This is a genomic window from Streptomyces sp. NPDC005374 (genome assembly GCF_042872225.1).
Taxonomy (GTDB): Bacteria; Actinomycetota; Actinomycetes; order Streptomycetales; family Streptomycetaceae; genus Streptomyces.
This window is the reverse complement of record NZ_JBIAKA010000006.1, coordinates 136,503-162,805: the sequence shown is the minus strand read 5'-3', so window position 1 is coordinate 162,805 and position 26,303 is coordinate 136,503. Positions and strand designations below refer to the sequence as shown.

Annotated in this window: 26 protein-coding genes and 1 pseudogene; 16 read left to right on the top strand and 11 right to left on the bottom strand. The window is 69.4% G+C overall.

Annotated features, from left to right (window positions below; translation table 11 throughout):
• Positions 1–414 precede the first annotated feature (414 nt).
• Positions 415–900, top strand: coding sequence for a hypothetical protein (locus ACFYRX_RS17005; protein ID WP_389100247.1), 486 nt, complete (start codon positions 415–417; stop codon positions 898–900).
• A gap of 104 nt (positions 901–1,004) precedes the next feature.
• On the opposite strand, the gene ACFYRX_RS17000 is transcribed toward ACFYRX_RS17005, so the two are convergent.
• Positions 1,005–2,390 (bottom strand): MFS transporter, encoded by a 1,386-nt coding sequence (locus ACFYRX_RS17000; protein ID WP_389100245.1) that lies wholly within the window; start codon positions 2,388–2,390, stop codon positions 1,005–1,007.
• Positions 2,391–2,849: 459 nt separating this feature from the next.
• Between ACFYRX_RS17000 and ACFYRX_RS16995 the strand changes: the two genes are divergently transcribed.
• Positions 2,850–3,326, top strand: a complete 477-nt coding sequence (locus ACFYRX_RS16995) for an FAD-dependent monooxygenase (protein WP_389100243.1) — start codon at positions 2,850–2,852, stop codon at positions 3,324–3,326.
• Positions 3,327–3,698: 372 nt separating this feature from the next.
• Here ACFYRX_RS16995 and ACFYRX_RS16990 read toward each other — a convergent pair whose 3' ends face one another.
• Together ACFYRX_RS16990 and ACFYRX_RS16985 are read right to left on the bottom strand one after the other, a co-directional pair.
• On the bottom strand, positions 3,699–4,814 hold the full coding sequence (locus ACFYRX_RS16990) for a zinc-binding dehydrogenase (RefSeq protein ID WP_389100241.1): 1,116 nt from the start codon (positions 4,812–4,814) through the stop codon (positions 3,699–3,701).
• Positions 4,811–5,707 carry a fumarylacetoacetate hydrolase family protein gene (locus tag ACFYRX_RS16985; RefSeq protein WP_389100239.1) on the bottom strand — a complete coding sequence of 299 codons (897 nt, stop codon included), beginning with the start codon at positions 5,705–5,707 and terminating at the stop codon, positions 4,811–4,813. The genes ACFYRX_RS16990 and ACFYRX_RS16985 overlap by 4 nt, the downstream gene beginning before the upstream one ends.
• Positions 5,708–5,886: 179 nt before the next feature.
• Here ACFYRX_RS16985 and ACFYRX_RS16980 point away from each other — a divergent pair, with 179 nt between their 5' ends.
• From ACFYRX_RS16980 to ACFYRX_RS16970, 3 genes are all read left to right on the top strand, one after another.
• Complete coding sequence (locus ACFYRX_RS16980) at positions 5,887–6,801, top strand: VOC family protein (protein ID WP_389100237.1); 915 nt, start codon at positions 5,887–5,889, stop codon at positions 6,799–6,801.
• 105 nt (positions 6,802–6,906) lie between these two features.
• The gene (locus ACFYRX_RS16975) at positions 6,907–7,803 is read left to right on the top strand and encodes an ABC transporter substrate-binding protein (protein ID WP_389100235.1); all 897 of its coding nucleotides are present in this window, start codon (positions 6,907–6,909) and stop codon (positions 7,801–7,803) included.
• A 441-nt stretch (positions 7,804–8,244) separates the two neighbouring features.
• Positions 8,245–9,048, top strand: a complete 804-nt coding sequence (locus tag ACFYRX_RS16970) for a GntR family transcriptional regulator (RefSeq protein WP_389100233.1) — start codon at positions 8,245–8,247, stop codon at positions 9,046–9,048.
• A 42-nt stretch (positions 9,049–9,090) separates the two neighbouring features.
• Here the strand turns inward: ACFYRX_RS16970 and ACFYRX_RS16965 are convergent, their stop codons facing one another.
• Complete coding sequence (locus ACFYRX_RS16965; RefSeq protein ID WP_389100231.1) at positions 9,091–9,843, bottom strand: IclR family transcriptional regulator; 753 nt, start codon at positions 9,841–9,843, stop codon at positions 9,091–9,093.
• 93 nt (positions 9,844–9,936) lie between these two features.
• Between ACFYRX_RS16965 and ACFYRX_RS16960 the strand changes: the two genes are divergently transcribed.
• Genes ACFYRX_RS16960 through ACFYRX_RS16950 form a run of 3 tightly spaced genes read left to right on the top strand, consistent with a single transcriptional unit; the run spans position 9,937 to position 12,583 of the window.
• Positions 9,937–11,034, top strand: coding sequence for a cupin domain-containing protein (locus ACFYRX_RS16960; RefSeq protein WP_389100229.1), 1,098 nt, complete (start codon positions 9,937–9,939; stop codon positions 11,032–11,034).
• Entirely contained in the window at positions 11,031–11,861 is an 831-nt protein-coding gene (locus tag ACFYRX_RS16955; RefSeq protein ID WP_389100227.1) for a fumarylacetoacetate hydrolase family protein, read from the top strand. Before ACFYRX_RS16960 ends, ACFYRX_RS16955 begins: the two co-directional genes overlap by 4 nt.
• The gene (locus ACFYRX_RS16950) at positions 11,858–12,583 is read left to right on the top strand and encodes a maleylpyruvate isomerase family mycothiol-dependent enzyme (RefSeq protein ID WP_389100225.1); all 726 of its coding nucleotides are present in this window, start codon (positions 11,858–11,860) and stop codon (positions 12,581–12,583) included. The genes ACFYRX_RS16955 and ACFYRX_RS16950 overlap by 4 nt, the downstream gene beginning before the upstream one ends.
• Positions 12,584–12,745: 162 nt before the next feature.
• On the opposite strand, the gene ACFYRX_RS16945 is transcribed toward ACFYRX_RS16950, so the two are convergent.
• The 3 genes from ACFYRX_RS16945 to ACFYRX_RS16935 form a co-directional block, all read right to left on the bottom strand.
• The gene (locus ACFYRX_RS16945) at positions 12,746–12,934 is read right to left on the bottom strand and encodes a hypothetical protein (RefSeq protein WP_389100223.1); all 189 of its coding nucleotides are present in this window, start codon (positions 12,932–12,934) and stop codon (positions 12,746–12,748) included.
• 126 nt (positions 12,935–13,060) lie between these two features.
• Complete coding sequence (locus tag ACFYRX_RS16940; RefSeq protein WP_389100221.1) at positions 13,061–13,468, bottom strand: hypothetical protein; 408 nt, start codon at positions 13,466–13,468, stop codon at positions 13,061–13,063.
• Between the two features lie 594 nt (positions 13,469–14,062).
• A complete protein-coding gene (locus tag ACFYRX_RS16935) occupies positions 14,063–14,866 on the bottom strand; it encodes an NAD(P)H-binding protein (protein ID WP_389100219.1) in 804 nt (267 codons plus the stop codon).
• Between the two features lie 9 nt (positions 14,867–14,875).
• On the opposite strand from ACFYRX_RS16935, the gene ACFYRX_RS16930 reads away from it, so the two are divergent.
• Together ACFYRX_RS16930 and ACFYRX_RS16925 are read left to right on the top strand one after the other, a co-directional pair.
• Positions 14,876–15,616 (top strand): helix-turn-helix domain-containing protein, encoded by a 741-nt coding sequence (locus tag ACFYRX_RS16930; RefSeq protein ID WP_389100217.1) that lies wholly within the window; start codon positions 14,876–14,878, stop codon positions 15,614–15,616.
• Between the two features lie 277 nt (positions 15,617–15,893).
• The gene (locus ACFYRX_RS16925) at positions 15,894–16,019 is read left to right on the top strand and encodes a hypothetical protein (RefSeq protein WP_389100215.1); all 126 of its coding nucleotides are present in this window, start codon (positions 15,894–15,896) and stop codon (positions 16,017–16,019) included.
• A 307-nt stretch (positions 16,020–16,326) separates the two neighbouring features.
• Here ACFYRX_RS16925 and ACFYRX_RS16920 read toward each other — a convergent pair whose 3' ends face one another.
• Entirely contained in the window at positions 16,327–17,493 is a 1,167-nt protein-coding gene (locus ACFYRX_RS16920; RefSeq protein WP_389100830.1) for a nuclear transport factor 2 family protein, read from the bottom strand.
• An 86-nt stretch (positions 17,494–17,579) separates the two neighbouring features.
• On the opposite strand from ACFYRX_RS16920, the gene ACFYRX_RS16915 reads away from it, so the two are divergent.
• Positions 17,580–18,551: a LysR family transcriptional regulator gene (locus ACFYRX_RS16915; protein WP_389100213.1), complete on the top strand. Its 972-nt coding sequence runs from the start codon at positions 17,580–17,582 to the stop codon at positions 18,549–18,551.
• Positions 18,552–19,121: 570 nt separating this feature from the next.
• Here ACFYRX_RS16915 and ACFYRX_RS16910 read toward each other — a convergent pair.
• On the bottom strand, positions 19,122–19,250 hold the full coding sequence (locus tag ACFYRX_RS16910) for a hypothetical protein (protein ID WP_389100211.1): 129 nt from the start codon (positions 19,248–19,250) through the stop codon (positions 19,122–19,124).
• Between the two features lie 49 nt (positions 19,251–19,299).
• Between ACFYRX_RS16910 and ACFYRX_RS16905 the strand changes: the two genes are divergently transcribed.
• The 4 genes from ACFYRX_RS16905 (at position 19,300) to ACFYRX_RS16890 (ending at position 22,102) form a co-directional block, all read left to right on the top strand.
• Positions 19,300–19,563 (top strand): hypothetical protein, encoded by a 264-nt coding sequence (locus ACFYRX_RS16905; protein WP_389100209.1) that lies wholly within the window; start codon positions 19,300–19,302, stop codon positions 19,561–19,563.
• A 149-nt stretch (positions 19,564–19,712) separates the two neighbouring features.
• Positions 19,713–20,396 carry a hypothetical protein gene (locus tag ACFYRX_RS16900; RefSeq protein WP_389100207.1) on the top strand — a complete coding sequence of 228 codons (684 nt, stop codon included), beginning with the start codon at positions 19,713–19,715 and terminating at the stop codon, positions 20,394–20,396.
• A gap of 363 nt (positions 20,397–20,759) precedes the next feature.
• Positions 20,760–21,682 (top strand): IS5 family transposase gene (locus ACFYRX_RS16895; RefSeq protein ID WP_389100829.1). Its coding sequence is split into 2 segments (ribosomal slippage): positions 20,760–21,186 and positions 21,186–21,682, totalling 924 coding nucleotides; the frame shifts between segments, so codons are not numbered across the junction.
• Positions 21,683–21,769: 87 nt separating this feature from the next.
• Positions 21,770–22,102, top strand: coding sequence for a type II toxin-antitoxin system PemK/MazF family toxin (locus ACFYRX_RS16890; RefSeq protein WP_389100205.1), 333 nt, complete (start codon positions 21,770–21,772; stop codon positions 22,100–22,102).
• 216 nt (positions 22,103–22,318) lie between these two features.
• Here the strand turns inward: ACFYRX_RS16890 and ACFYRX_RS16885 are convergent.
• A pseudogene (locus ACFYRX_RS16885) lies at positions 22,319–22,452 on the bottom strand (aminoglycoside phosphotransferase family protein); the annotation flags it as partial.
• A 279-nt stretch (positions 22,453–22,731) separates the two neighbouring features.
• Complete coding sequence (locus tag ACFYRX_RS16880) at positions 22,732–23,559, bottom strand: MarR family transcriptional regulator (protein WP_389100203.1); 828 nt, start codon at positions 23,557–23,559, stop codon at positions 22,732–22,734.
• 346 nt (positions 23,560–23,905) lie between these two features.
• Here ACFYRX_RS16880 and ACFYRX_RS16875 point away from each other — a divergent pair, with 346 nt between their 5' ends.
• Complete coding sequence (locus ACFYRX_RS16875) at positions 23,906–26,176, top strand: M4 family metallopeptidase (protein WP_389100201.1); 2,271 nt, start codon at positions 23,906–23,908, stop codon at positions 26,174–26,176.
• The last annotated feature ends 127 nt before the right edge of the window (positions 26,177–26,303 follow it).

The following is a 26,303-nucleotide window of genomic DNA, read 5'->3' as shown; positions in this document are numbered from 1 at the left end:
GTGCCCGGGGGGGGGGGGGGGGGGGGGGGGCGGGGGCGGCGCCCCCCCGCGGGGGGGGGCGCCGGCCCCCCCCCCGCCCCCCCCGCCCCCCCCCCCGGCGCCCCGCCCCCCCCCCCCCCCCCCCCCCCCCCCCCCCCCCCCACCACCGTGGGGCGAACCACGCGTCGACGTCCTGTTGTACCTACGACCCGGCGCGCCGGGTGAGTTCGTCCCGGACGGCTTCGTCGCCCTCGCGGGGTTCAGTCCGCTCCGGCGAGCCCAGCTCGCGCAGCGACCGGAGCTCATCGGCCCGGGCGGCGGCCGCGGTTTCGGCGGCGACCTCCTCCTGGACGACGACGTCGATTCCCGTGTCGTAGAGGGGGCAGATCGGGTTCGCCCATGGCCTCGCTCTGACGGCTGTGCGACGATCTCGCGATGTTGCGCAGCCTGGAGATCAACGCTGTTCTGTCTGACGTCGAGAAGGTTCATCGTGATCGGTTGTTCTGGAAACCCAGGATCGAGCTGAGTTTGGATTGCTTCATCTGCGAGCGGGTTGGTCGGACCAACGTGCTGGAGTTGGGGGCCGAACGGGGCCTCTGCGTGAGTGGTAGGAACGAGCAGCACCCCTCCGCGGCTCGGATCTCTGCGTTCGACGTGACGAGCCAGGACGACCGGCTGATGTTGAGAACAGTGGTGGACTTCTGGTGGGCGCCGTTCAAGGACGCCAAGCGGGGCGGTGAAGCCACGCCACTGAGCAGTTGGGTCCGGCTGTACCACGGCTGCTACTGCGTTGAGCCGAAGGCGTCCAGCGAAGGCTCGGTCCAGACGAACGTACGGCGTCCCCGGGTCGTCCATTGCGGTGCATGCAAGACACAGATCGCGGTGGACGCGGAGGTTCCCTCGATACGGCTGCTGGTGTGAGCCGGGGGCTTCCTCACGCTTGCCTCTGAGAAGGGTGAGCGTGAGGTCGACGCCCTCGATCTCAGTGTCTTCGGGACCCGAATCAAGGGGGCGGCCCCGGCGGATCAGGTCGGTTCCGGCAGGGTGTGCGCTGTCCCTTCGGCGCGTGGGTACCCCACCGGCGACGGGTCATGGGCAGCGCGGGGGACCAGTCCGATCAGCGCCGCACCGATGACGCCGGGTACCGCGAGGGCGTAGAAGTTCCACTGGTAGGCCAGGCCCGCCCCGATGATGAGTCCGAGCAGGGGCGGGGCGAGCATCGAGCCGATGCGGCCGAAGCCCAGCGCCCACCCCATCGCTGTGGCGCCCACGCGCGCCGGGTAGTACTTGGATATGTAGGCGAGGAGGAACGTCTGCGTTCCCATCGCGCCGACACCCCCCAGTGCGACGGCCCCGTACAGCACCGCCGTGGGCAGTCGCAGGCTGAGAAGGACCACGGCCGCCGCGGCCAGGAGGCACGTCGTGACGATGATCGGCTTCGAGCCGATGCGGTCGGCGGCCAGGGAGATGAGGAGCTGGCCGACGACGGCTCCGAAGTTGAACATGAGCAGGAAGCCGAGTGCCGACCCGGAGGAGTAGCCGGCCCGGCGCATGATCTCCGGGAGCCAGGTGTTGTATCCGTAGATCATGAACAGACACAGGCACGACATGGCCAGGAAGCAGAGCGTCGCCACGATGTGATGGCCCGAGAGCAGGGTCTTCACCGGTGACATGCCGTCCGGGCCGTTCGCGGCCTGCGACCGGGCCGACGGCGTCCTTTCGTTCGGTGTGCCTTCGAGAGTGATGTTCCAGTGCCGAGCAGTCTGCTCCGCCTCGGCGTGCCGGCCCTTGGCCTGGAGGAAGACCATCGACTCGGGCAGAAACTTCAGGGCCACGGGCACGAGCAGGACGACCGGCAGCAGCCCGAGGAGGAACATCCCCTGCCAGCCGAACCGGGGTATCACCGACATGCCTGCCAGAGCGGCGACGATACCGCCCACCGGGAAGCCGCTGAAGATGATCGCGAACACCAGGTTGCGTGCTCTGGGGTGCGAGTACTCACCGCTGAGAGCACTGGCGGTCGGCAGTACGCCACCGAGGCCAAGGCCTGAGAGGAACCGGAGGAGCCCGAACATCTCCGGCGAGGTCGCGGTCGCGCACAGGCCGGTCATCACCGAGAACCAGGTCAGACACACGACCAGCATCTTGCGGCGGCCCCATGTGTCGGTGAGCGTCCCCACCGTCGTGGCTCCGATGAGCATGCCGACCAGAGCGACCGAACCGATCAGACCGGCACCGGCGGGCGTCAGACCCCACCCGGATTCGTGGAGCAGGGACGGGATCACGGCGCCGTAGATCACGACGTCGTACCCGTCGGCGACGATCGCCAGCCCGCAGATGGCGAGGACCAGCAAGGTCACCGGGGGCCAGGTGGCATGGCCGCGGCTTGCTCCGCGACTGTATTCGAGCATGACAATTCCTCTCACAACGCTTGTGGGTACGGGGCTCCGCCGCCCATGGAAGCGGCGCGCTGTCCTGGCGTGCGGGCGGAGACCGGCGGCACGTCGGCTCGATCGGCGAGAGTCGGGGGTGACGGCCTGAGCGCCGCGATTGCAGCTCGTCTCGCATGGCTAAGTGTGCACACTATGTCGGGACTGTAAATAGTGTCGGGTACGAAAATGAAGCGGGAGGGGTGATTCATCCCTATTTACGACGTCATTGCGAGGTTATGTGTATGCACAACAAGGGTCGGAGTCATCTGTAATAGCCCATGGACCCGGACCCAAGGCCCCGGGAGATGCCCCGGCCGGCCAGCACCCAGCTCCCACAGGCGCAGGCCGACGACGTAGGCGCTGGTGGGCAGGCGCTCCGGCGCTCCCCACAACGTCAGTTCGCCGACCAGGCGGTGGGCGGTGGCGTGGCGTAGCCCGGTGAGGCGGATCGAGGACCTGCGCGCCGACTTCGCCGGGTGGTCCGACGATCTGCGGGCGCTCCTCGCGGCCGCGCGGAGGACGGGACGGTGGGCGCTGCTCGACCGTGACCCGCTGCCCCGTTGGACGAAGGGGCCCGTCGCACTCCTCGGCGACGCGGCACACCCGATATTCCCCTTCTTCGCCCAGGGAGCGGCTCAGGCGATGGAGGACGCCGCCGTCCTGGTGGGGTGCCTCGCCGCCCGTCCGGAAGACCCCTCTGCCGCACTGAGGCGGTATGAGGACATCCGGCGCCCGCGCGCCACCAGGGTGCAGCAGATGAGCCGGGGCAGGGCGGAGAGCAACCACCTGCCCGACGGCCCTGCCCAGCGGGCCAGGGACGCCTCCGTCTCCGAAGCGGACCCCTTCGCCCACAACGACTGGATCTACGGGCACGACGCCGAACTGGCCGTCCGGGAGGCATTGGCGGCCGCCTGAGCCCGGCCCATGTCGTCGCGGCCCGGGTCGACCCTCGAGTGGAGCGCGTATCCGGTCCGTCGGGGAGTGAGACGTCGACGATGTCGATGTCGTGCAACTCGTGCCCCGTTGCTGGACACCGCTTCCCTGTGGGTTGTCGCCATCTCGGCCATCTGCAGACCGCGGTCGGCTTCACGGTCAAGACCGGCCTGCCGGGCCTGACGGGTGAGTCGTGCGATGCCTCTACGGAGAGGGCGCCAAGAGGCTGGCCGGCTCTGCCACTTCTGGCGAGCCGCACTGGGCGTTCACTGCTGTGCGCAGGGCGCCTGCCGGGCGTAAGTCCGGTTCAGGCGCCCTGCGTTGTGTGGCTGAGCCGGCCGGCGCCGTGCGCTGTTACGCGTCCCAGTCCTCCGGACCCACGGTGAGTGCCACGCGCCCGAGGCTGTTGTCGTCCTCCATGTAACGGTGGGCGTCGGCGGCGCGGGCGATGGGGAACGTGCGGTCGACCACGGCCCGGAAGCCGTTCTCCACCTGTGTCCACAGCTCCGCCACCGCTGCCGGGTTGCCCGTGCGTACCCCGATGATGCGGTGGCAGTCGGAGTACACACGCCGCAGGTCGATTCCCACCTTGCCGCCGAGGAAGGCACCTGAGGTGACCACCGCGCCGCCACGGGACAGGGAGTCGATGGTCGCGTCCCAGACGGCCGGGTCGCCGAGGTTGTCGACGGCGATGTCCACACCGCGGCCGCCGGTCGCCTCGTGCACCCGCTTCACGAAGTCCGGCGCGTTGGTGTCGAGCACGAGGTCGGCTCCCATCGCGGCCAGGGCCGCGCGCTTGTCCGCCGAACGGGAGGTCGAGATGATCTTCGCGCCCAGATGCCGGGCATAGGCGGCCGTGGTGGAACCGAGTGCGGAGGACGCGCCCTGGACGAGTACCCAGTGTCCGGGGCGGAGTCCGGCCTGCGCCATCTGGTTGGCGGCGACCGGGCCGAGGAGTGCGAGCGAGGCGGCCATCGCGGCCGGGATGCCGTCCGGGATCTTGTGGACGTTGGCCGCCGGCACCACGCAGTACTGCGCGTAGGCGCCGGGGCGATGAGTGCCTATCACGGTCAGGCTGTCGCAGACCTCTTCGCGGCCGTCGGCGCAGTAGGCACAGACGCCGCAGGCAACACTGGGCAGAGCGGCCACGCGGTCGCCGACCCGGACGGAGTCCACACCCTCGCCCAGCGCGGCGCTCGTGCCGGCATGGTCCGCGCCCAGGATGTGGGGCGGTTCGATGGTGGCGTAGGGGTGGTCGCCCGCGCGTGCCGTGAGGTCGAGCAGACGGCCGATGCCGACCGCGGCGACCTGGACGAGGACCTCTCCGGGGCCGGGCCGCGGTGTGTCCACCGTGGCCTGCTCCAGGACGTCGGGCGGTCCGAACCGGCGGAACAGCATGGCTCGCATGGTCGCGGTGACGGGCAGCGTTTCCGACCAGCCCAGCTCGTTAACGGTCGACGTGTCGCTCATGACGCCACCACCTTGTTCTCCAGGCGGCCGATCCGCTCGATCTCGATGACTATGTCATCCCCGGCGGCCAGGAACTCCCCGCGCGGTACACCGCAGCCGGCCGGTGTGCCGGTGAGGACGACGTCCCCCGGCTCCAGCCGGGTGATGCGGCTGGCCGCCGCTATCACCTCGGGGATCCTCACCATCATCTGGGCGGTGGAGGAGTCCTGCTTCAGTACGCCGTTCACGCTGAGGCGGATGCGCAGGTTCTGCGGGTCGGCGATCTGCCAGGCGGGCACCAGTCCGGGGCCGAGCGGGCAGAAGCCGTCCTGCCCCTTGTGGGCGACCCAGTCGAAGGTGAACGGCTCGGCGACCGGCTTGTCGGACTTGATCCGGTCACGCGCGGATACGTCGTTCGCGGCGAGGTAGCCGGCCACGTGCTCCATGGCCTGCTCGGGAGCGAGGTGGCGGCCACCACGGCCGATGACGACGGCCAGTTCCGCCTCCCAGTCGACGCGTGCACCCGGGTAGGCGGGCAGCGGTACCGGGTCGCCGGGCCCCGTCACGGTCGTCGTCGGCGGCTTGAGGAAGAAGAACGGGTCTCCCAGCTCGTCGGGGCGTTCGCAGCCCATCTCGGCGATGTGGTCCCAGTAGTTGGCGCCCGCGCAGAGCACCTTGCCCGGATAGGTGAGCGGCGGAGCGAGCCGGGCGCCCGTCACGACGTCGGATGCCGCCGGGATCCAGTCGCGGAACAGCGGGGAGAGCGACTCCCATCGGCCCAGCACTTCCATCAGCGTGAGGCCCGCGGTCCCGGGAGGACCCTGGACCACGACTCCGTCGGTGTACGCACCGACGGCGACCTTCTCCGAGTCGTCGACCCGGTACTGCACCAGTGACCAGTCAAGCGGTGTCATGTTTCCTCCGGCATGCGGCTCTGAAGTAGCAGAACCATAGTGCATACACATTGGAAGAGGAAGGGTCGGCTTGACGGAAAAGATTCCACTAGATATCTGGACGTCAAGCCTCTTAGGTGTACACACTTATCTCGGTACCCGTGCGGGATGCGGGTTCACCAGAACCATGAGGAGTGCACATGTTGCGTGTCAGAGGTCTCCTGCATTACGGACTCCAGGTGCCGTCGCTCGACACGGGCGCGGACTTCTACAGCGCGTTCGGACTGGAGACGGCGGAGCGTGGCAACGCGGTGGTGATCCGCTGTGACGGCCGTGAGCAGGACCAGACGGTGCTGATGGAGGGGCCGGCCAAGCGGCTGCACCACGTGGCGTTCGCGGTGGACCCGGACTCGCTGCCCGAGTGGCAGCGCCATCTGGAGGGCGCGGGCCTGAAGCTGCTGGACGCACCTGGCGAGGTGCCTGGCGGGCTGTGGTTCCGCGATCACGAGGGAAACCTGGTCAACCTCCGTGACGAGGGGATCGCCCGCTGGCGCGAGTTCGGAACCACGGACGCCGAGGACGCCAACGTCGGTGACCGGGTCCGCCGGATCGACCAGGCCCGCTGGCTGAACGCGAGCGAGAAGGCCCGTCCCCAGCGTCTCGGCCACATGTTGATCTTCAGCTCCGATGTGAGCGCGTCCGAGGCGTTCTACACCCGCACGCTCGGGCTGCGCCTGTCGGACCGCATCATCGACGGGCCCGTCTTCATGAACTCGGGTCCCGGCGACCACCACGTCTTCGGCTTCGTCCCCGCGGAGCACCCCGGCCTGCACCACTCCAGCTGGATGGTGTCGGACATCGACCAGATCGCCAGGGGCGCCCAGGGCATGGCCGACGTGGGCTACGCGAAGGGCTGGGGCCTGGGCCGCCACACTCTCGGCTCGAATCTCTTCCACTACATCCAGGACCCCTGGGGCAGCTGGATCGAGTACTCCAGCGACATGGACCGCATCACCGAGAACTGGCAGCCGAACGACTGGGACTGCCCGGCCGCCGTCTGGAGCCCCGAGGTACCGGCCGACTTCATCACCAACCAGGAGGACAAGCCTGCCTGACCGTCATCGCGTGACCGCCGGAACGCCCCTGTGACCGTCCCGGGTGCGTGTCCCCCGTCACCAGTACCGAAGGAACCATTCCATGCAACGTTCGGAGAACTCCTCATGCCTCCCGCGCTGAGCGCACCGCAGCCGCCCGGTGAGCCCTCCCACCAGCTCACCGTGGGTGTCTTCCCGGGCGCCGGGGGCGTGCATCTGCACCACGCCATCGACTCCGGGTACTTCCAGCAGGCCGGGCTGGAGGTGAACCTCGTGCAGGTGGCCTCCTCCGACCAGCAACTGGCGGGCTGGAACGACGGCGACTTCGACCTCATGCACACCTCCCCGGACCATCTGCTGCGCGGCCTGCTGAAGCGGGACCCGGTGGCCGTCCGGGCCGAGGGCATCGGCGAACTCGTCGTTCACCGGCGTGGCGGCGCCCCGCTGCCGACGGACCGGTGGGCGGTCGACAACGCGCAGAGCGCCTTCGCGTTCGTGCTGCGAGCCGTACTCGCCGACGTCTCCGCCTCGCCCGTGACCGACGGCCAACTCGTCCCCGTGGGCGGTACGTTGCAGAGGTTCCAGGCCCTGCTGGCGGACGCCGTGGACGGGACCACACTCCACCCGCCGTTCGACGTCCTCGCCGCTGAGCAGGGCTCCGTGCGTGTGGGGGGCCACCTCCAGGTCGCTCCCGAGCTCATCACCAACGTGGCGGTATGCCCGCGTGAGACCGCGACGACCTGGTACACCCGTGCCTACGTCGAAGTCTGCCGCGCGAGCACCGAGGAACTGCTGGCCTCCGGCGCACCGGGCATCGAGGCGGCTCTGCTGCGGCACGGCATGCCCGAGGCCGCCGTCCGGGCCGCGGTCCCCGGCCTCCTCGGGCCCGCCGGCCTGTCCACGTCACCCGAGGTGACCCTGCGCGGCATGGAGGCGGTGGCCGGCCTGCGCCGTCGCTACACGCCGGACTGGAAACCCGTCTGCCCGCTCACGTCCCTGATCGGAACCGGGCAAGGTCACTGAGGCGAGCCGTCGCCCGTTCTCCCGGACCCGGACGAGTCCCGTCTCGACCTCCAGAGCCCCGCCCTGGAGCACACGGCAGACCACGCCGGCCTTGTGGACGCGGCGGCCGGAGGCCGGAACGAGCGAGACTTCGACCCCGCTCGCCACGAGAACGGCGACCGTCTGGACCGGGACAGGCACAGCCCGGTAACCCCTTGGCGGTGCCATCGGCCTCGCCCATCCGCTCGGCGACGGTGTGGCGAACCTGTGCACCGGCGGGGGACAGGGCTTGCCCTCATCTCGAACGACAGGTCGCCGGGCCACAGTCCGGCCGCTGATCGCGTGCAGGTGGATACAGTCTTGAGTGTCCTCACCCTGGGCCGGAACGGACGTGACGGCTCTCGCTGTGCAGTTGAACCGGAGCTCTGTATTAGCTGCATACACCCTGGGTAGGATTTCGCCGTGAGCAGGAACAGAAGCGAGACCCCCGAGGAACAGCGGCCGGTCGGCAACAAGGGCGGGACGCAGCCCAAGTCCGTGCCGCCGAGCGAGAGCCCCACGGCAGCCGCGGGCGGGCGCCGACTGGCTCTCGACGTCCACGGGCGCCTGCGCGCCATGATTCTCAACGGCGAGCTGCCCCCGGGGTCGGTGCTGCTCCAGGCCGAGATGGCCCGGAAACTGGGCGTCAGCCGCACCCCGATGCGTGAGGCGTTCCGGCTGCTCCAGGAAGAGGGGCTCATCGACGCGCGGCCCGACCAGCGGGCGCGGGTGCGTTCGGTGGACCCCGAGGACCTCGACGCGGTCTACGGGGCCCGCATCATGCTCGAGACGCTCGCCGTCAGCATGACGGCCAAGTCGTTCACGGCCGATGACATCGAGCGCATGAGCGATGCCCTGAAGCGGATGCAGGGGCTGTCGGTCGACGACCAGCCGGACGAGTGGCACGCGGCGCACCATGAGTTCCACAGCACCGCCACCCGGGCGGTCGGGCCACACCTCCAGCGCATGCTCGCGTCGCTCGGCGAACACAGCGAGCGCTACATCCGCCTGGCTCAGTTGGGCGCCCCCGCATCGTGGGGCAAGGCATACGCGGAGCACGAAGCGCTCCTGGACGCGATGCGCCTGAGCGACCCGGCCGAGGCCGCACGTGTGGTCGCCCGTCATCTGGCGCGCACCGCCCTGAGCGTCCTGGCGGACATCGCCCCCGAGTACGAACCCGCGGCCACCCGGACCGCCCTGGGGATCGCGGGCAACGGTCAGGCCTGACGCGCCCGGCTGGTCCGACATCTCGCGAGGGAAGTGCGCCGTTCACAGCTCCCGGCTGATGTCCTGCGCCATCAGCAGCAGAGGCCGGGCCAGTTCGGCCAGCCGGCCCTTGGTGCAGCGGATGGACGGCGCCGCCACGGCGACGGCGGCCACGGCCGTACCCGTACGGTCGCGCACGCACGCACCGACCGCGGCCACGCCAGGCTCGCTCTCCTGGAGGTTGGAGGCCCAGCCGGTGCGGCGGATCGTAGCCAGCAGGGCCATGAGGCGTTCGACGTCGTCGGGCGCCTTGGTCCCCGCCCCGGGCAGCCCGTTGGGATAGAGCGCCCGGAGCCGCTCCGCCGGCAGCTCGGCGAGCAGGGCCTTGCCGCCCGACGTCATGTGAGCGGGCAGGAGTGAGCCCACGCGGTGGCCCACGCGCAGCGTCTGCGGGCCTTCCACTCCGTCCAGGAACCGGGTGCCGTTGCCCTCCAGCACCATCAGATGCGTGGTCTCGCGGACGGTGTCCGCCAGGTGCTGCAAGCGGGGACGGGCGAGTGTGATCAGGTCGGGCGGCGGGGCGGCCCGGCTGCCTCTGATCGCCCGCAGAGCGGGCCCTGGCCGGTAGGCCTTGTGACGGTCCTGCTCCGCGAACCCCTCGAACACGAGCATCGCCAGGATCCGGTGGGCTGTCGAACGGGCGACGCCGAGTTGGTCGGCGACGTCCATGACGCGCAGTTCACCGTGCTCATGCAGGAGCCGAACCGCGCGCAGGGCATTGCCTGCGGCGCTCACCGGATACGAAGGATTCTGCACACAGGAATCCTATCCGTAGGGGATTCCTGTTGGCGATACATCGGCGTAGCTTCGACTCCGTCAAACTGTACACACTTTGACCGGGCTGCCTTCGTGCATGCCCTGGAGGTTGCAGTGACCGACACAGTCAGCGAACTGACGCAGCGCAAGCAGCTCGACGAGCTGTATGCAGATTTCGAAGATGCGGGCCTGATACCCCTGTGGAACCAGCGGGACGATCTCATGCCGACGTCGCCGCAGCCCGCCGCCGTACCGCACCTGTGGCCGTGGGCACGGCTGCTGCCGATCGCGGAGCGCTCCGGGCAACTGGTGCCCGTGGGGCGGGGTGGTGAGCGCCGGGCGATGGCGCTGTCCAACCCGGGGCTGCCCGGGCTGCCGTACGCGACCCCGACCCTGTGGGCCGCGATCCAGTACCTGGGACCGCGCGAGGTCGCCCCCTCGCACCGGCACAGTCAGGGGGCCTTCCGGTTCGTCGTGGACGGCGAGGGGGTGTGGACGAACGTCGACGGGGACGCGGTGGCGATGCGTCGCGGCGACCTGCTGCTGACGCCGAGCTGGGCCTTCCACGAGCACCAGAACGTCACTGACCGGCCGATGGCCTGGATCGACGGCCTCGACATCCCACTGGTCTCCCAACTGGACGCCGGCTTCTTCGAGTTCGGCCCCGAAGAGCTGTCCACCCGGGCCACGCCCGAGCGTTCGCGCGGTGAGCGGCTGTGGGCCCACCCGGGCCTGCGTCCGATCAGCCAACCCGACCGGCCCAACTCCCCGTTGGCCGCCTACCGCTGGGAACACACCGACGCCGCGCTCACCGCGCAGCTGGAGCTCGAGTCCGAAGGAGCCGTCGGCGTGATCGAGCCGGGGCACGCCGGTGTCCGCTTCTCCAACCCCACCACCGGCAGGGACGCCCTGGTCACGATCCGTACCGAGATGCGCCGACTTCGGGCGGGGACGCGGACCACTGCGGTGCGCACGGTCGGCTCGGCGGTCTGGCAGGTCTTCCACGGCGAGGCCACCGCCCACGTCGGCGACCGGATCTTCGAGGTCGCCAAGGGTGATCTGTTCGCCGTCCCGTCCTGGTGCGAGGTCGCTCTCACCGCGCACACCCAGGTGGATCTGTTCCGCTTCAGCGACGAGCCCGTCTACGAGGCCCTGGGCCTCGCCCGCACCTACCGAGGAGAACAGAAGTGAAGCTGGCCACCATCCGGATCGACGGCACCACCCGCGCCGTCCGCATCGACGCCGACACCGCGGTGGACCTGGGCGAAGGCGACCTGGTCGACTTCCTGCGCCGCCCCGACTGGTCCACGGCAGCCGCGAACGCCGACGGCCACCGCTACGAAGGCCCCCTGGACTACGCCCCGGTGGTCATGACGCCGGAGAAGGTCGTCTGCGTCGGCCTCAACTACCGCAACCACATCCTGGAGATGGGCCGGGAACTGCCCCTGCACCCCACACTGTTCTCCAAGTATGCACGTGCACTGGTCGGCGCCTACGACGAGGTGATCCTGCCCGCCAAGGCCACGCAGATGGACTGGGAAGCCGAACTCGCCGTCGTGATAGGGACCGAGGTCCGGCACGCGGACCCGGACCAGGCGCGCGCCGCGATCGCCGGATACACAGTGCTCAACGACGTCACCGCCCGGGACTGGCAGTTCCGCACCCCCCAGTGGCACCAGGGCAAGACCTTCGAGGCCACGACACCCGTCGGGCCATGGCTGGTCACCGCCGACGATCCCGCCGTGGCCGCCCGGGGACTGGGCCTGGCCTGCGAGGTCGACGGCGACACGGTCCAGAAGGCCGACACGGGCGACCTCGTCTTCGACCCCGCCACCCTGGTCGCGTACGTGTCCGAGATCGTCACCCTCGCCCCCGGCGACGTGATCGCGACGGGAACTCCAGGCGGTGTCGGACATGCCCGCAAGCCGGCCCGCTACCTGCAGGACGGTTCCGTGCTCGTCACCCGGATCGACGGGATCGGCGAGTGCCGCAACACCTGTCGCAGGGAGGTGCGGTGAGCGGCCGACCGGACGCGATGCTGGAGTGGGTCGCCGAGGGAACGGCCGCCTTCGAGGCCGAGGTGGACGGGGCGACCGACAGGATCCTCAGCCGGCCTTCGGGCCTGCCCGGCTGGAGCCGGGCCCATCTCCTGGCCCACCTGGCCCGCAACGCGGACGCGCTGCTCAATCTGCTGAACTGGGCCCGCACGGGTGTCGAGACTCCGATGTACACGAGTCCCGACCAGCGTGCCCGCGAGATCGAGGAAGGGGCCCGTCGGCCGGCCGGCGAACTGCGCGCGGACCTGTTCCGGGCCAACGCCCGGCTCGCCGGAGAACTCGCCGCACTGCCCGATGCATGCTGGGAGGCGCCCGTCAGGACCGCAAGGGGACGCGAGGTGCCGGTCTGGGAGGTTCCCTGGATGCGGCTGCGGGAGGTGTGGGTCCACGCCGTCGACCTGGACACCGGCACGAACTTCGACGACGTCCCCCGCGAGGTGTGCGCGGCACTCGTGGACGACGTCGCAACAGGCTTCCGGGCCCGCACGGACATCCCTCCCGTCGGGCTACGGGCCGAGGACGGCGGCCGAACCTGGCTCCTGGGCGTGCCCGGCGCAGCGAAGACACTCCTGGTGACCGGTGACCTCCCGAGTCTGGCCGCCTACGCGACCGGGCGTCCCATACCGGGCCCCCTCCACACCACCGGCCGCGGATCCGTACCGAAACTGCCCGCGTGGCTGTGAACCCGAAAAACGCCGCGTGTTCGGCGACCCGGAGCTGTATCTGCTCAAGTGCTGGAAAGAGGGAAAGGTCCTCAAGCAGGAGTCGGGCGCGGATCTTTCTCCATCACCGTCCTACGGTCGCCGCTGCGCGGGCAGGCGGTGACCGGATTGCGCACGCGAAGCTCAGCAACATCCTGTCGTACGCGTGCTCGTGGCAGCCGTCGTCGTCATCGTGGGGGTGGCGGCCTCCTGGTCCCGGGCGATGCGGCCGCGCAGCATGGTGACCACGATCTTCATCAAGCGCTGTGTTGCCGGGGTGCCCACGACGAACGGGTTCTCGCGACCGTCAGGCGCGCTGCGCAGGTACTCCATGCGCACGAGGCTGTAGTCGCCGAAGCCGGACGTACCGCTGACCTCGTTCAGGCTCCACCGACTGTGCGAAGGCGGTCTCCCCCGTTGTCCGGAGGCGTCCGCCACAGCGCGAATGCCTGCCTAGGGTCAACGTCGCCGCCCTGGGCGGGGTCCGGGTCGGTTTGTGAGAGGCGGACCATGGCGCGGTAGAGGGCGGTGGGCGCTGGTGCTTCGGGCAGTGGGCGGAGTGGTGCGCCGGGTGTCGGGGGCGGAGTCGCCGGTGGCGGTGACGACTCCGGCGTTGGCGATGAGCAGGATGACGACGTCCTGGTGGGTGAAGTCGTCGCGCAGGTGCCCGGTGTTCTTGGCGCGGGTGATGAGTTCGAGCAGCCGGTCGTACGCCTGGGCGCGGCGGGCCTCCAGGGCCTTGGCGGCGGGGAAGGTCATGGTCAGGACGTCGGCGAAGCCGCGGTCGGCGGCCTGCATGGCGCAGACGGCGTGGAGGTAGCCGGTGAAGCCGTGCCAGGGGTTGGCTGAGGTTCCGCCATGGAACATGTCCGGCGGCGGTCGAACCGATTGACCGTCTACACCGACCGCCCTGGCGAAGGTACGCGGGGGCCCACCGATGGTGAGCGAGGCCAAAGACGCGGGTGCTGATCGCGAGTCTGATGCTGCGTCAAGTATCGAAGCCCCTGGGGTACTTGAGCGGATGGCAGTCCAACGCCATGACCGCCACGTCCCCGTCGCCCGCCTGTGAGCCACCGGGCAGACCTGGCACGACCAAGGGTGCCGACCGACGCCGAACGCACCCTCCCCCAGCTACGGCATGGTTCCCGAGGCCAGTTGCTCTTGCCCGGTGTCGGCGTGCCAGTGCTCTGCCGACTCGGAGCATGGCCCTGTAGAGGGATTCATGAGGTGGGCAGGGTGCCGCGTGCCGGAGATTCGATGGAGTGGATGAGCAGGGCGATGCACAAGGCAATTCGGTCCCCGCTTCCCTTCATTTCGCGATCGTGCCAAGGCCGTCAGCCATCGACAACCACGTTCCCAAGGCTCCTTCGTGTTCACCGTGTCGTCGCACACGAAGCGGCACCAACCTGCCCGTCACGATCACCAATCAGGTAGGGACGGGCGGCTGTCGGCGGCAGTGGGTCACGGCATTGACGCGAATGCCTCCCGATGGTCGCGTGCCCACTGCCTGAACGTGCCCGCCGGTCGGCCGAGTACCTGCTGCACGTGGTCGGTGACGTAGGCCGCACCGCCGGCGCGCGCCCAGCCGATGCCCGTGCTCATCCCTGCCGGCAACTGGTCGAGCGCATGCGTATCGGTGATCTTGACTGGCCGTTCCAGCACATCCTCCAGGATCTCCGCCTGGTCTGCGAACGTCAGCAACTCGGGCCCGGTCGGGTCGTACCGCTGCCCGTCGTGCGCATCGCTGGTCATGGCGGCGACGGCGACCGCGACCACGTCCCTAGGGTCGACGATGGCCTGCCGGGAGTCGCCGACCAGGTTCGGGATCGGCTCTCCGGCCTCGATGAGCGTCCGGTACCACAAGAAATTCGAGGCGAAGCTCGGCGGGCGAAGCATCGTCCACGCAAGCCCGCTGGCCTGGATCGCCTCCTCCGCGGCGAGGTGCCACGCGCCGACGGTCGCCCCGTCGAACCGTTCGCCGCTGCCGATGGCGGACAGCTTGACGATCTTACGGACGCCCGCTGCCCGCGCGGCCGTGACCAGGGCGATGTCGTGGTCCGAGGTGGGCACGGGGGGCACGGTCACCAGGAAGACCGTGTCGATGTCGGCCACCGCGCGCGCCAGCGACGCCGGATCGTCGAAGTCGGCCCGCACTCCGCCGGCCTGCTCGCGGCGGGACATCGCCCGGAACGGCAGGCCCCGCTCGGTGAGCAGTCGGACGACGTGACTGCCGATGGTGCCGGTGGCACCGGTAACAAGGATCATGTCCTGACGATGACAGCGCTCTCACACCTCGTGATAGGAAGTTTCGGCACTATCGTGGGTCGCGTGACTTCTCTCGTCGTGCCGCCTGCTCTTCTGCGGTGGGTGACCGGGATCGATGTCGCTACGGCGGCCGGTTCAGCGGCCGTTGACGTGCCCGATCACGCCACCACTCTCATCCTGCGCACCGACAAGCGCGAGTTGATCGTCATGGGCCCTCGCACCAGGGCCGCGTATCACGTCGCCACACCCGGACACTCGTGTGTGCGGGTTCGTATGCGGCCGGGTCGTGCCCATGCCCTGCTCGGACGTTCGCTGAATGGTCTCGCCGACGGTGCCTTGCCACTTGACGAACTACCGGGTCTGGACATCGACCAGCTTGCCGCCGACCCGGTCACCGCTCTCGACAGAGCATTGGCCGACCGCCCAGAGCCGTCGGACCGGCTCGAAGAGGCGGCTCGTCTGCTGGTCGGCGCCACTGTCACCGCGACCGCGGCCCGGTTGTCCATCAGTGAGCGCCGCTTGCGCACCCTGTTCACCGACGCCACCGGTTTGTCTCCCAAGCACTTCGCACGCATCAACCGCGTTCGCACCGTGCTCGCGGCCGATGCCGACCGATGGGCGGACATCGCCTCGACGGCCGGCTACTACGACCAATCCCACATGACGGCCGAGTTCCGCCACTTCATGGGTGTCCCACCGGCCGCGTTCACCGCGGGTCGGCGTCCCGCCGCGACCTCGTGCACTGCCTGAGTTCCAGGACACGGCACAAGGCGCAGGCCTCCCTGTGATCACAGAGCGTCCGCAACCCCATGAGCACCAAAGCCTGTGCCTCTTTACCTACCGAGTTGCCCCATCACGCCTATGTGTGCGGCCTCTTGTCCCGCTCCCGCCGGGCGGGAGCGCCAGCGGCGAGTGCGCGGTCGAATCCTGTGCACCATAGGACACCGCCCTCTGCCCAGAACACCCGTCACCAGCCAGAACCCAGGAGTCAGAGCAACCTGACGGAGCCCCACAAGAGGGGGCCGGGGTGAACAACGGGAAGGACCCGGTGGAAACGAAGCTGCACGCCGTGGTGTGCGCAGGCCCGATCACGCTCGCGGCCGCGCAGCAGGCCATCGTCACCGACTGGGCCACCGTCCTTCACCTCGGCTGAAGAGGCCGCTGGAAGGCAGTGCGTGTCGTGCGCCGAAGTGTCCCTGACACGTTTGTGCCGGTCGCCGGTATGAGGATCCGACGTGGCCGCTCCCCTCGCGTCGCCTGCGCCGACGGACAGCCTATGGGCACAGCTGGAGGCGAACGCGGCGCGTCCATCTGGTCATTGGAGCCAACGGGCTGCTCCGCGATTGATTTGGGGGTGTGCCGGCCTGGGGGTTCGGGGTGTTCACGAGTAGGACTGACCAGTGTCTTCGGAGCTCGCTGGAGATCGTTCCCCGAGCGCGCAGTGATCGTTCCCTGTCCTCTCAAGGGTGCCGGTAGTAAGCCTTGTTCGCGATGCGCCAGTTGCCGTCGACGTGGACCATCAGGAAGATGTCGGTGAACGTGTCCAGACCGTGCGAGAGCGTCATGGTCACGGTCGCAACGGTTCCATGGACGTCGAGGGCGTCGATGCGCCGGGAGCGTGTCGGTTCGTCCGGAGCTGGCTGGCCTTGGAAGAGGGCGCAGTACTCGTCCAAGGGCCACGAGACGAATGCGCCGTCGCGGATTCCCTCGATGTGGGCGGTAGGAAGGAGCGCGTCGCGGAAGTGGGTGGGGTCGCCGGTGGAGTGTCCGCGGATGTAGGCGCGGAGCGGTTCGAGTACGGCGTCTTCTACGGCGGGGACCGTGGCGGCGACCGCGATGTCGGCCTCAGGGGCGGCAGGGGTGTCGGCCAGGCTGGCTGCGCTGCGCAAGGGGGTGTTGGACGCGGCGGCCAGCAGAGCCATGTCCTTGGCCAGCGCGCCGATGGTGAATTCGGCCGTGCCAACGTCCGGTTGGTCGGCGAGGAAGGATCGTTTGCGGGCCACGAGCCCGCCGAGTTGGCCGAGTTCGAGAACGTCCAGCACCTGGGCACGTGGCAGGTGCAGGGCGTCGGCTTGCCGTAGTGAGTCACGCAGCGCGAGGACGGCGCCCGCGAGGCTGTGGTTGGCGATCAGCTTGAACGCGGCGGCGGTGAAGACGTCATCGACGTGCCGGACGGTGCCCAGTGCTTGCAGAACCGGTCGGACTCGATCAAGCGCGTCTTGGCCGGCTGCGGCGAGAATCTGCAGAGCGCCGACGGCGACAGCCGGTACCGAACCGAGTACGGGCGCGTGGACGTAGGCCGGGCCAAGCTGCCGGGCCAGCGCCGCGGCTTCGGAGGGGGCGATGGTGCTGGTGTTCAGCACGATCGCGTCGGTTCGCAGCGAGTCGCGGATGTCGTCGAGGACCTGCTGGCAGGCCGGGCCGTCGAACAGCGCCAGGAGCACGAGGTCGGCCTTCGTCACGGCGTCGTTCGGATCGCTGGTCGTCTTGACGGCGCCTGATGTGCGCCCGGAGCGTGTCCAGCCGACGATGTCCCAGCCCTGGGTGGCCAGTCGTGTCGCGATCGCCTCGCCCATGCGCCCCAGGCCGAGGACGGCGATCGTGTGCGGTGTGGTCATATGCGCCAGAGTGGTGCACCACACGGGCTGCGACAAGCGCAGATTGTGCAGGCCAGCCCTGCGGATCCCGCATATCAGCTGGGCATACTGGAGGCATGGAACTGACGGTTTGGCGGACCTTCGTGACCGTGTGCCGACTCGGGTCGCTGTCGGCGGCGGCCGCCGAGCTCCATCACACGCAGTCGGCCGTCTCCCGGCAGATCGCCGGGCTGGAGCGGCAGCTCGGCGTGCCCCTGATGGAGCGGCACGCGCGCGGTGTGCGTCCGACTGCTGCTGGCGAGGTGTTCCGCCACCACGCTCTGGCCACGCTCAACGAGGCCGACCGTGCCGTACGCGCGGCACGAGTGACAGGCGACGGGGCGTTCAGCCGGCCGCTGACCGTCGGCGCGACACCCTCTCTCGCCGCAGGGATCGTTCCCGAGGCCGTCCGGGCCCTGCTGCAACAGGCCGGTGCCATCCGATGGACCCTGCTTCCCGGACTGAGCGCACAACTGCACCACCGTGTGACCACCGGCGATCTCGACATCGCCGTCGTCACCGACGCGCCGCCGGGCCTGCCCCATGACCCGCGGGTCGAACGCCGGTTCCTCGGGCTGGACGACATGGTTGTCGCACTGCCCGTCGACCATCCGTTGGCCGAGCGCGGCCCGGTGCGCATGCGGACACTGGCCGACCAGACCTGGGTCGAGGACAACGACGGTTCGGCGGCGCTCCTGCACCAGCACGCCGCCCGCGCCGGAGTCAGCGCCCGCATCGACCTCACCGCGGCCGATCTGCCCGGCAAGTTGGCCCTGGTCGCAACCGGCCACGCCATCGCGCTGATACCCGGGGTCCTGACGCGCGCGCTGCGAACCGATGTCACCACCGTGAGTCTCGTCGATCCCCCGGCCCGCGGCATCTACACGATCACACCACGTCGCGACCCCCACCCCTGTGCAGCGCCCCTGCTCGACCTGCTCGCCACAGCCTTCGCCTCGATTCATCCCGTCCACGCCGCTCACCGGCTGAGCGACACGGATGCCCACCCTGCTGGGCCGGCACTTCACGACGGCATGGCGGACGCGTAAGCCGGGTCTCCGGGATCGGGATGCCGCGGGCTTTCCCAACCGCCAGACGTGGTTTGGCGGTTGGGTGTCTGGGACGTCTGGCGTTGCCCACGATGTCTGGCGTCGCGCCTGTGGCGTTGTCGGGTTGGGGAGGGCGGATGGACTTCGCCGGTACGGATGAGACCGCTGCGGCGTCAGGCGGTCCTGCGACGCCGTCGGGCTGGCTGGCCGCGACGATCGCCGACTCAGCTGCCCAACTCGGCGCATGTACACCGCTGTTGCTCTCAGTTGTGCGGGGCTGAGTCCTCGCACGAGGCGAATCACGAGGCGCTGACGGTCTCGCCAGGCCCCCTCGCTGACATCGCCGAGTGGCGCCGGACCCTGAGGCGCTGGGAAGAACCGTCGTACTGCTGGAGAAACTTCCCCGCAGTGCGGGTTCCCCAGAATCTCGACGACCAACTTCACTCACTGCCCTCGGAGTTGACGCCCCATCTGGGCGTGGTGGCCACCTGCCTGATCACCGTCCACCAGAGGTCACACATGGACGCACTCGCCGCATCCAGTGGGCCCTCCAGCGCCCACAGTGCACCGTCAGGGCGCACCGACATCTCCGGTCACGCCTTGCTGTTCTGCGGTCGGATAGGGGTGAGTTGCGGCCTGGCCTGTCAGGTTCGGCATGCCCACCGGCAGGTTGCGGTCAGCTTGTGCGATCAAGGTCATGCGCTCTCTACCGTCCAGGCATCGCTGTTCCGTGTTCCGGGAGGGTGGCGTGGCCGACGTTCAAGAGCGCTTCCGCCGTGAAGTCGCGGCTGTCGCGGCGGATGTGGAGAAGTGGCATCAGGACGCCCTTGAGGCCAAAGACAGGATCGCTGACGGCGCTGAGCGGTTGCGTCGCCTCAGCGAGGCTTGGGAAATCTTCGAATCGCTGCCCCCGACCCTGACGACGAGCCTGCGTTCGGCCAGGTCGGCGGCGAGGACTCTCCGGAGCCGCGAAATCACCATGCCCTTCCGCGTCTTGAGCGGTTCGGGGTGAATTTCGGGGCGTCATGGTTTCATCTACTTTCGGACCTGGTCTCTTCGTAGCGGCTTCTGCTGTGCCCGCGCACCCCCACCGCGCTCATCCACGCCACTGCCGACGCAGACGACGACACCATCCGCACACCCGACGACGAACTGCAGGCGATGATCGATGCCCGCGGGCCGTACTACGTCAAGCTCAAAGAGGGCCCCGACGCTCGCGGCGCGATCCGCGTCATGTGCCCCGCCGGCGGCTCTTGCCCCTCGGACAATTGCGCCGGCCACGACCGGCTGCACCCTCCAGCCCGCACCACAATGCCCGCCCGGGTGATCGACCTCGACACCCCGCGAACCCGCACCGCCCACGCGGCAGCCCGGCCCACCATCCACATCTCCGACGCCGAACGCCTCACGCCACCGTCACCAGAAGCCCTGCCGCTGGTGTGCGTGGCGGGCTCGATCACCGTTCCCGCCGACACCGAGGCCGCCGACTGGCGCCTGGCCAAGTACCGCCAGGACGTCCACTACCTCGACACGTCCTGGCTGAACACCTACAAGCCCATCCGCAGCCAGAACGAAGGGGCCAACGGCCGCTTCAAGGGCGACAAGCTCGACATCGGCAACCCCAAGCACCGGCCCGCCCCCGGCCAGGTCGCCCAGGCCCTGCTCCTCGCCGCGATGCTCACCGTCGCGAACCTGAGAATCCTGGAGACCTGGCTCCTCGAACGCGCCGGGCCCGACGAACTCACCGACGTGGACTTCAACGCCGCTGGCCTCCTGCCCCCACTCACCACCCCGGCGATCGCGCCTCCGGCAGCCACAGCCAACGGACGACATCCGCCTCCATAACTCCGCTGACGCCAGAGCAGTACGACAACACCAGAGCGTCCACGCACGCCGATCGCCCCGCAGACCGGCGTGCACACCCATGCCCGCACCCGGGCCAGCAGCCGTACGGTGTCCGCCGAACCATCTTGATGTGCGCACCCAGACCTCCCGACGAGCCCGGAAACGACGAAATCCCGTCCGATCGAAGTGATCGGACGGGATTTCGAAACCGCTTACGAGCTACAGTAACTCACGAACGGCCTGGATTCGGCTGGTGGGTTATTCAGCAGGCCGTCGTGCGGACGTGCACGAGTTCGGCGCTGGACTAAGGCGTGTCTCTTCGATCATGCCGCTCGTTGTTCTGGTCATGATGAGTCGGGGGATCTGACCGACGCCGAGTGGGCTGTGCTGGAACCGCTGCTGCCAGTGAGCAACAACCGGTGCGGCCGGTGGCGCGATCACCGACAGGTGATCAACGGGATCATTCACCGGTTGAGCCCCGGAGTGCAGTGGCGAGAGCTGCCCGAACGCTTCGGGCCGTGGAAGACCGCTCACAAACGGCACTTGCTGTGGTCGGCTGACGGCACCTGGGAGAGGCTCCTCCAGCACGTCCAGTCCGTCGCCGATGCCGATGGCGGCATCGACTGGAACATCAACGTCGACTCCACCGTTGCGCGTGCTCACCAGCACGCCGCGGGGGCGCCCAAGGGCCCACCGCCCGCACCGCCGGGCTCCTCAAAAGGGGCTCTGCAAAGATCGGTTCAACGACTGCCGGCGGTGGTGAGCCTGCGCGACCTGCTGGAGGAGGCGGTGCAGCAGGCGAAGCCCTCGGCCGGTCCCGCGGCGGGCTGACCACCAAAATCCACATCGCTGCAGAGGGCCGCTGCCGCCCGCTGTCCCTGCTCATCACGTCGGGACAGCGGGCGGACTGCACCCAGTTCGAGCCGGTCATGGACAAGATCCGAGTTCCCCGCACGGGGCTCGGGCGTCCTCGCCGCACGCCGGACAGCGTCGGAGCCGACAGGGCGTACAGCAACCGTATGATCCGCGCCTACCTCCGCAAGCGCGGGATCCGGCATGTGATCCCGGAGAAGAAGGACCACAAGGCCGCCCGCCTACGCCGGGGTTCACGAGGAGGACGGCCCCTGGGCTTCGACAAGGAGCGGTACAAAGATCGCAACACGGTGGAGCGGGCCATCGGAAAGCTGAAGCAGTTCAGAGCCGTGGCCACCCGGTATGACAAGCGCGGATACGTCTACCTCGGCACCGTCACCGCCGCAGAACTCCTCATCTGGCTCCGCTCGTGATCGGCTGGAGCTTTTGGGGCCGACAATGGGCTATTCGAAACCGGGCGCACAGCAGTGTTCGCCCGCCGTTCTGTGTCAGGAGGACCTATGCAACGGGGCGAAGTCTGGTGGGCGGATTTCGGCGAGCGGCGCCTGGTCGTGCTGCTCTCGGGGGAAGCAGAATCCGAGGTCCGGGCGATGCAGGTCGTCGATCCTGCGGGCACCGAGCTCAGCGGCGTTGCCGCTGAGCTGGCAGTAGGCGCCTCCGAAGGACTACCTCTTGAAGGTGTCCTGCGAGTCGCACTCCCGCGTCCAGGCCTCATCCCCTGCACTTGGCTGGTCAGCCTCACCCGGGAAGACCTGATCGAGCGGGCGGGAGCCCTGTCGACCGCGAAGCTCGGTGAGCTCCAAGATCTCCTCCACCTCGGTGGACTTGAGTAGCCACCCGTGGGTCGCGATCACCCGCTACCACCGCGCGGCCACGTCCAGCCCGGCGGCACCGTGACAGCCTCCGCACTCCTCAACTGGCTCCGATCGTGATCGAAGAGACAGGCCCTAGCGGCGGTGGGTGGTCCTGCGGGCGGCGCGGTCGGAGAGGAGGGAGGCGACGGCGCGGTCGATTTCGCCGTAAGTTTCGCGACGCCCGGTGTACCGCTGGAGTGGATGGGCATGGAGGGCGCGTGCGGTGCGCGGGGCCGGGCGTTCGACCAGGTCGCCGCGCCGGAAGACCGCGCCCACGTTCGCCATGCCGCCGACCACAGAGCTTCGCCCTCAGCCGTCACGTCGATCACGCTACGTCAGGCCGGTCGCGTGGGGGACGGGCTCGAAATGTACTTCGTCTGCCGCCTGGTCATGTTCCAGGGGGGAAGCGTGCGCGACAGTGTCCCGCATCCGGGAGGACTCCTCTCGACCCTCGGCAGGACAGGAGAGACTCGGCGTTCGCCGGAACGGCGGCGCAGGCGGAGTTGGCGGCGCAGCCCGGGCCGGGGTTGCGGGGAGGCGGCAGGGGGAGCCCCACCCCGTACGGCATCTCCAGACCACGGGCCCAGCCGGGCCTGGCGTCCCACGGCTCACTTGGACCCGGCGGCCACCAGCCTCGCGGTGATGGGTTCGAGTTGGGCGATCAGCTCGTCGAGCTCGGCGGGGGACAGGGCTTGGTACGGCGGGGCGGCGAGCTCGTCGGTGAGGTCCTCGATGCGTTGCTTGGTCTCGCGGCCCACATCCGTGAACCGGCCCTCGCTGTCGACGAGTCCGCGCTCGCGCAGGCCCTCCATGACCGAGGCCAGCCGCTCCTTCGGCAGGTGATGGACCCGCCCGAACGACTCCGGCGGGTGGATGCCCAGCTCCAGCGCGGTGAGGATGTGCGCCTCGGTGCCTCCGATGCGCGCGCCGACGAGAGCGGCGATGTGTCCGTCGCCGCGATGCTCGCGCAGCACGGTCGCGGAGTGCCACAGGCGGGCGACCGGATCGCTCGGTACGGCAAGGGTGCGCATGCCGGCGTACATCACCCGGCCTTCCGTGGGCGCGTTCGCCGCCGCCTTGGTGGTCAGGTCGGCGGCGCGTACCAGGCCGGGGGAGTGGGCCAGTTCGTCGCCGAGGATCCGCCGGAGGGAGGCCGCGCTGCCCCGCTCCCGCGCCGCGACGGACGCCTCGGGCGGGATCGTCTCCCACGCGCTCGGGATGTGCCGTGCGGCCTCTCCGTCCGCGAAGCTGTAGAAGGCCGCGTGCACGACCTCTGCCGGCACTCGCCCGAGCGGCGCGGCGCGGCTGGCGAAGTAGCCGTCCCAGTAGGTGCGGTGGCCTAGCGCGGCCAGTTCCTCGTTGCACTCGTCGGCGAAGAAGGTGACGAGGCAGATCGGTTCGAGGAGCTCGAACATACGGCGGGCGGTGTACGGCATGGCCTCCATCATGCCCGCGGTCACGTCCCCGCGAGGGTTGATCGCTGAGGCGCCGGGGGCCGGATCGAGCCGTAAGCAAATGCCACGTGTACCGGTTTGCGTGGCGCGGCATGGTCAAATCCAGCCGTTGTCTTGACGATCGCATGACAAAAGATCGTGCGCGATGTCACCCTTCTCCAGTCATTCACAGTTCCTTGACAGCTTCCTCACGTGACAGGCGCGCGTTCCCTCACCCCCACCTCCTTCCACCCGCATGCCGTGCAGCGTTCCGGACCGGCCCACCCCGCCGGCCCGACTCGTCCGCGGCCCCCACCCAGTCCGGGCCGTCGTACCGAAGGAGACGTCGTTGTCCCTGCAACACCGCGCTCAGATCCGGCGCAGACGCGCCACCGCCCTCGCCCTCACAGCGGTCGGGTCCCTGCTCGCCCTGGCCGCTCCGGACCTGGCCACCGCGGCCCCGGCGGACCAGGGCCCCGCGCGGATCACCGCCACCCCCCGGGCCGGCGCGGCCCAGACCTCCCTGACCCCCGCCCGCCGCACCGCCCTGATCAAAAGCGCCCAGTCCGCGGCACCCGCGACCGCTCAGCGCATAGGCGTCGGCGCGAAGGAAAAGCTCGTCGTCAAGGACGTCGTCATCGACGCCGACGGCACCACGCACACCCGCTACGAGCGCACCTACTCCGGACTGCCGGTCCTGGGCGGCGACCTGGTCGTCCACCATGAGGACAGCGGTCGTACGACCGTCACGAAGGCGAGCGCGGCACGCCTCTCGGTGCCCACACTCAGCCCGAAGATCACGGCCGCCGGCGCCACCGGCAAGGCCCTTGCCGCCTCCAAGAAGGATCACGTCAAGGGCGCCGACGTGGAGAACGACTCCCGTCTGGTGATCTGGGCCGGTACCACCAAGCCCGTGCTCGCCTGGGAGACCGTCGTCGAGGGCGTCCAGCAGGACGGCACGCCCAGCGAACTCCAGGTCGTCACCGACGCCGCCACCGGCAAGGAACTCCTGGCCGCCGAGAAGGTGCACACCGGCGAGGGCACCGGCCAGTACGTCGGCACGGTTCCGCTCGGCACCACCCTGTCCGGCTCGACGTACCAGCTCACCGACGCCGACCGTGCCGGGCACAAGACGTACGACCTGAACCAGGGCACCTCGGGAACCGGCACCCTCTTCACGGACGACAACGATGTCTGGGGCAACGGCCTGCCGTCCAACCGCCAGACGGCCGGCGTCGACGTGGCCTTCGGAGCCGCGGCCACCTGGGACTTCTACAAGGAGGCGTACGGCCGCAACGGCATCCGCAACGACGGCGTCGCCGCCTACAGCCGCGCCCATTACGGCAGCAACTACGTCAACGCCTTCTGGCAGGACTCCTGTTTCTGCATGACGTACGGCGACGGCTCGGGCAACACCCACCCGTTGACCGCGCTCGACGTGGCCGCCCACGAGATGAGCCACGGTGTCACCGCCGCCACCGCGGGCCTGGTCTACTCGGGCGAGTCCGGCGGCCTGAACGAGGCGACGTCCGACATCTTCGCCGCCGCCGTCGAGTTCCACGAGAACCTCACGGCCGACCCCGGCGACTACCTGGTCGGCGAGAAGATCGACATCAACGGCAACGGCACGCCGCTGCGGTACATGGACAAGCCTTCCAAGGACGGTGCGTCCAGGGACAGTTGGAGCTCCACCCTGGGCGGCGTCGACGTCCACTACTCCTCCGGCCCGGCCAACCACTTCTTCTACCTCCTGTCCGAGGGCAGCGGCGCCAAGACCGTCAACGGCGTCTCCTACGACAGCCCCACCTACGACGGCCGGCCCGTGACCGGCATCGGCATCGAGAACGCCGCCGCCATCTGGTACCGCGCGCTCACCACCTACATGACCTCGACGACCGACTACGCCGGTGCCCGCACCGCCACCCTCTCGGCCGCCGCCGACCTGTTCGGCGCCTACAGCCCGACCTACCTCGCCGTCGCCGACGCCTGGGCCGCCATCAACGTCGGCAACCGCATCTCCCTCGGCGTCAACCTCGCCCCGGTCGCCGACCAGATCAGCGGCGTCAACCAGGTGGTCAGCCTGCAACTGGACGCCTACACCACCAACTCCGAGGCCGCACTGACGTATGAGGCCACCGGCCTGCCCGACGGCCTGACCATCAGCCCCAGCGGCCTGATCAGCGGCACCCCGACCACCCTCGGCACCGCAGACGTCACGGTCACGGTCACCGACAGCACCGGGGCGAGCGCCTCGGACACCTTCAGCTGGCAGATCGCCTACGTCTACGCCAACGCCTCCCGCGTGGACATCCCCGACAACGGGGCCGCCGTCGAGTCCCCGGTGACCATCACCGGCCGCGACGGCAACGCCTCCGCGACCACCAAGGTCTACGTCAACATCGTCCACACCTACCGCGGTGACCTGACCGTCGACCTCGTCGGCCCCGACGGCACCGTCTACTCCCTGCTCAACCGCAGCGGCGGTTCCGCCGACAACGTCGACCAGACCTTCACGGTCGACGCCTCCGCCCAACAGGTCAACGGCACCTGGAAGTTGCGGGTGCAGGACCGGGCGTCCATCGACGTCGGGTACATCGCGCGCTGGCAGCTGACCCCCTGACGCACTGACACCAGCACTCCGCCGCCCGGGCCCCTCGGCTCCCGGGCGGCGGAGCCGGCAGCCGTCTTCTCCACACCTGCGCGGACGGTGCCGGGAACCGGTGCCCGGGGGCGCGCATCGATCCCGG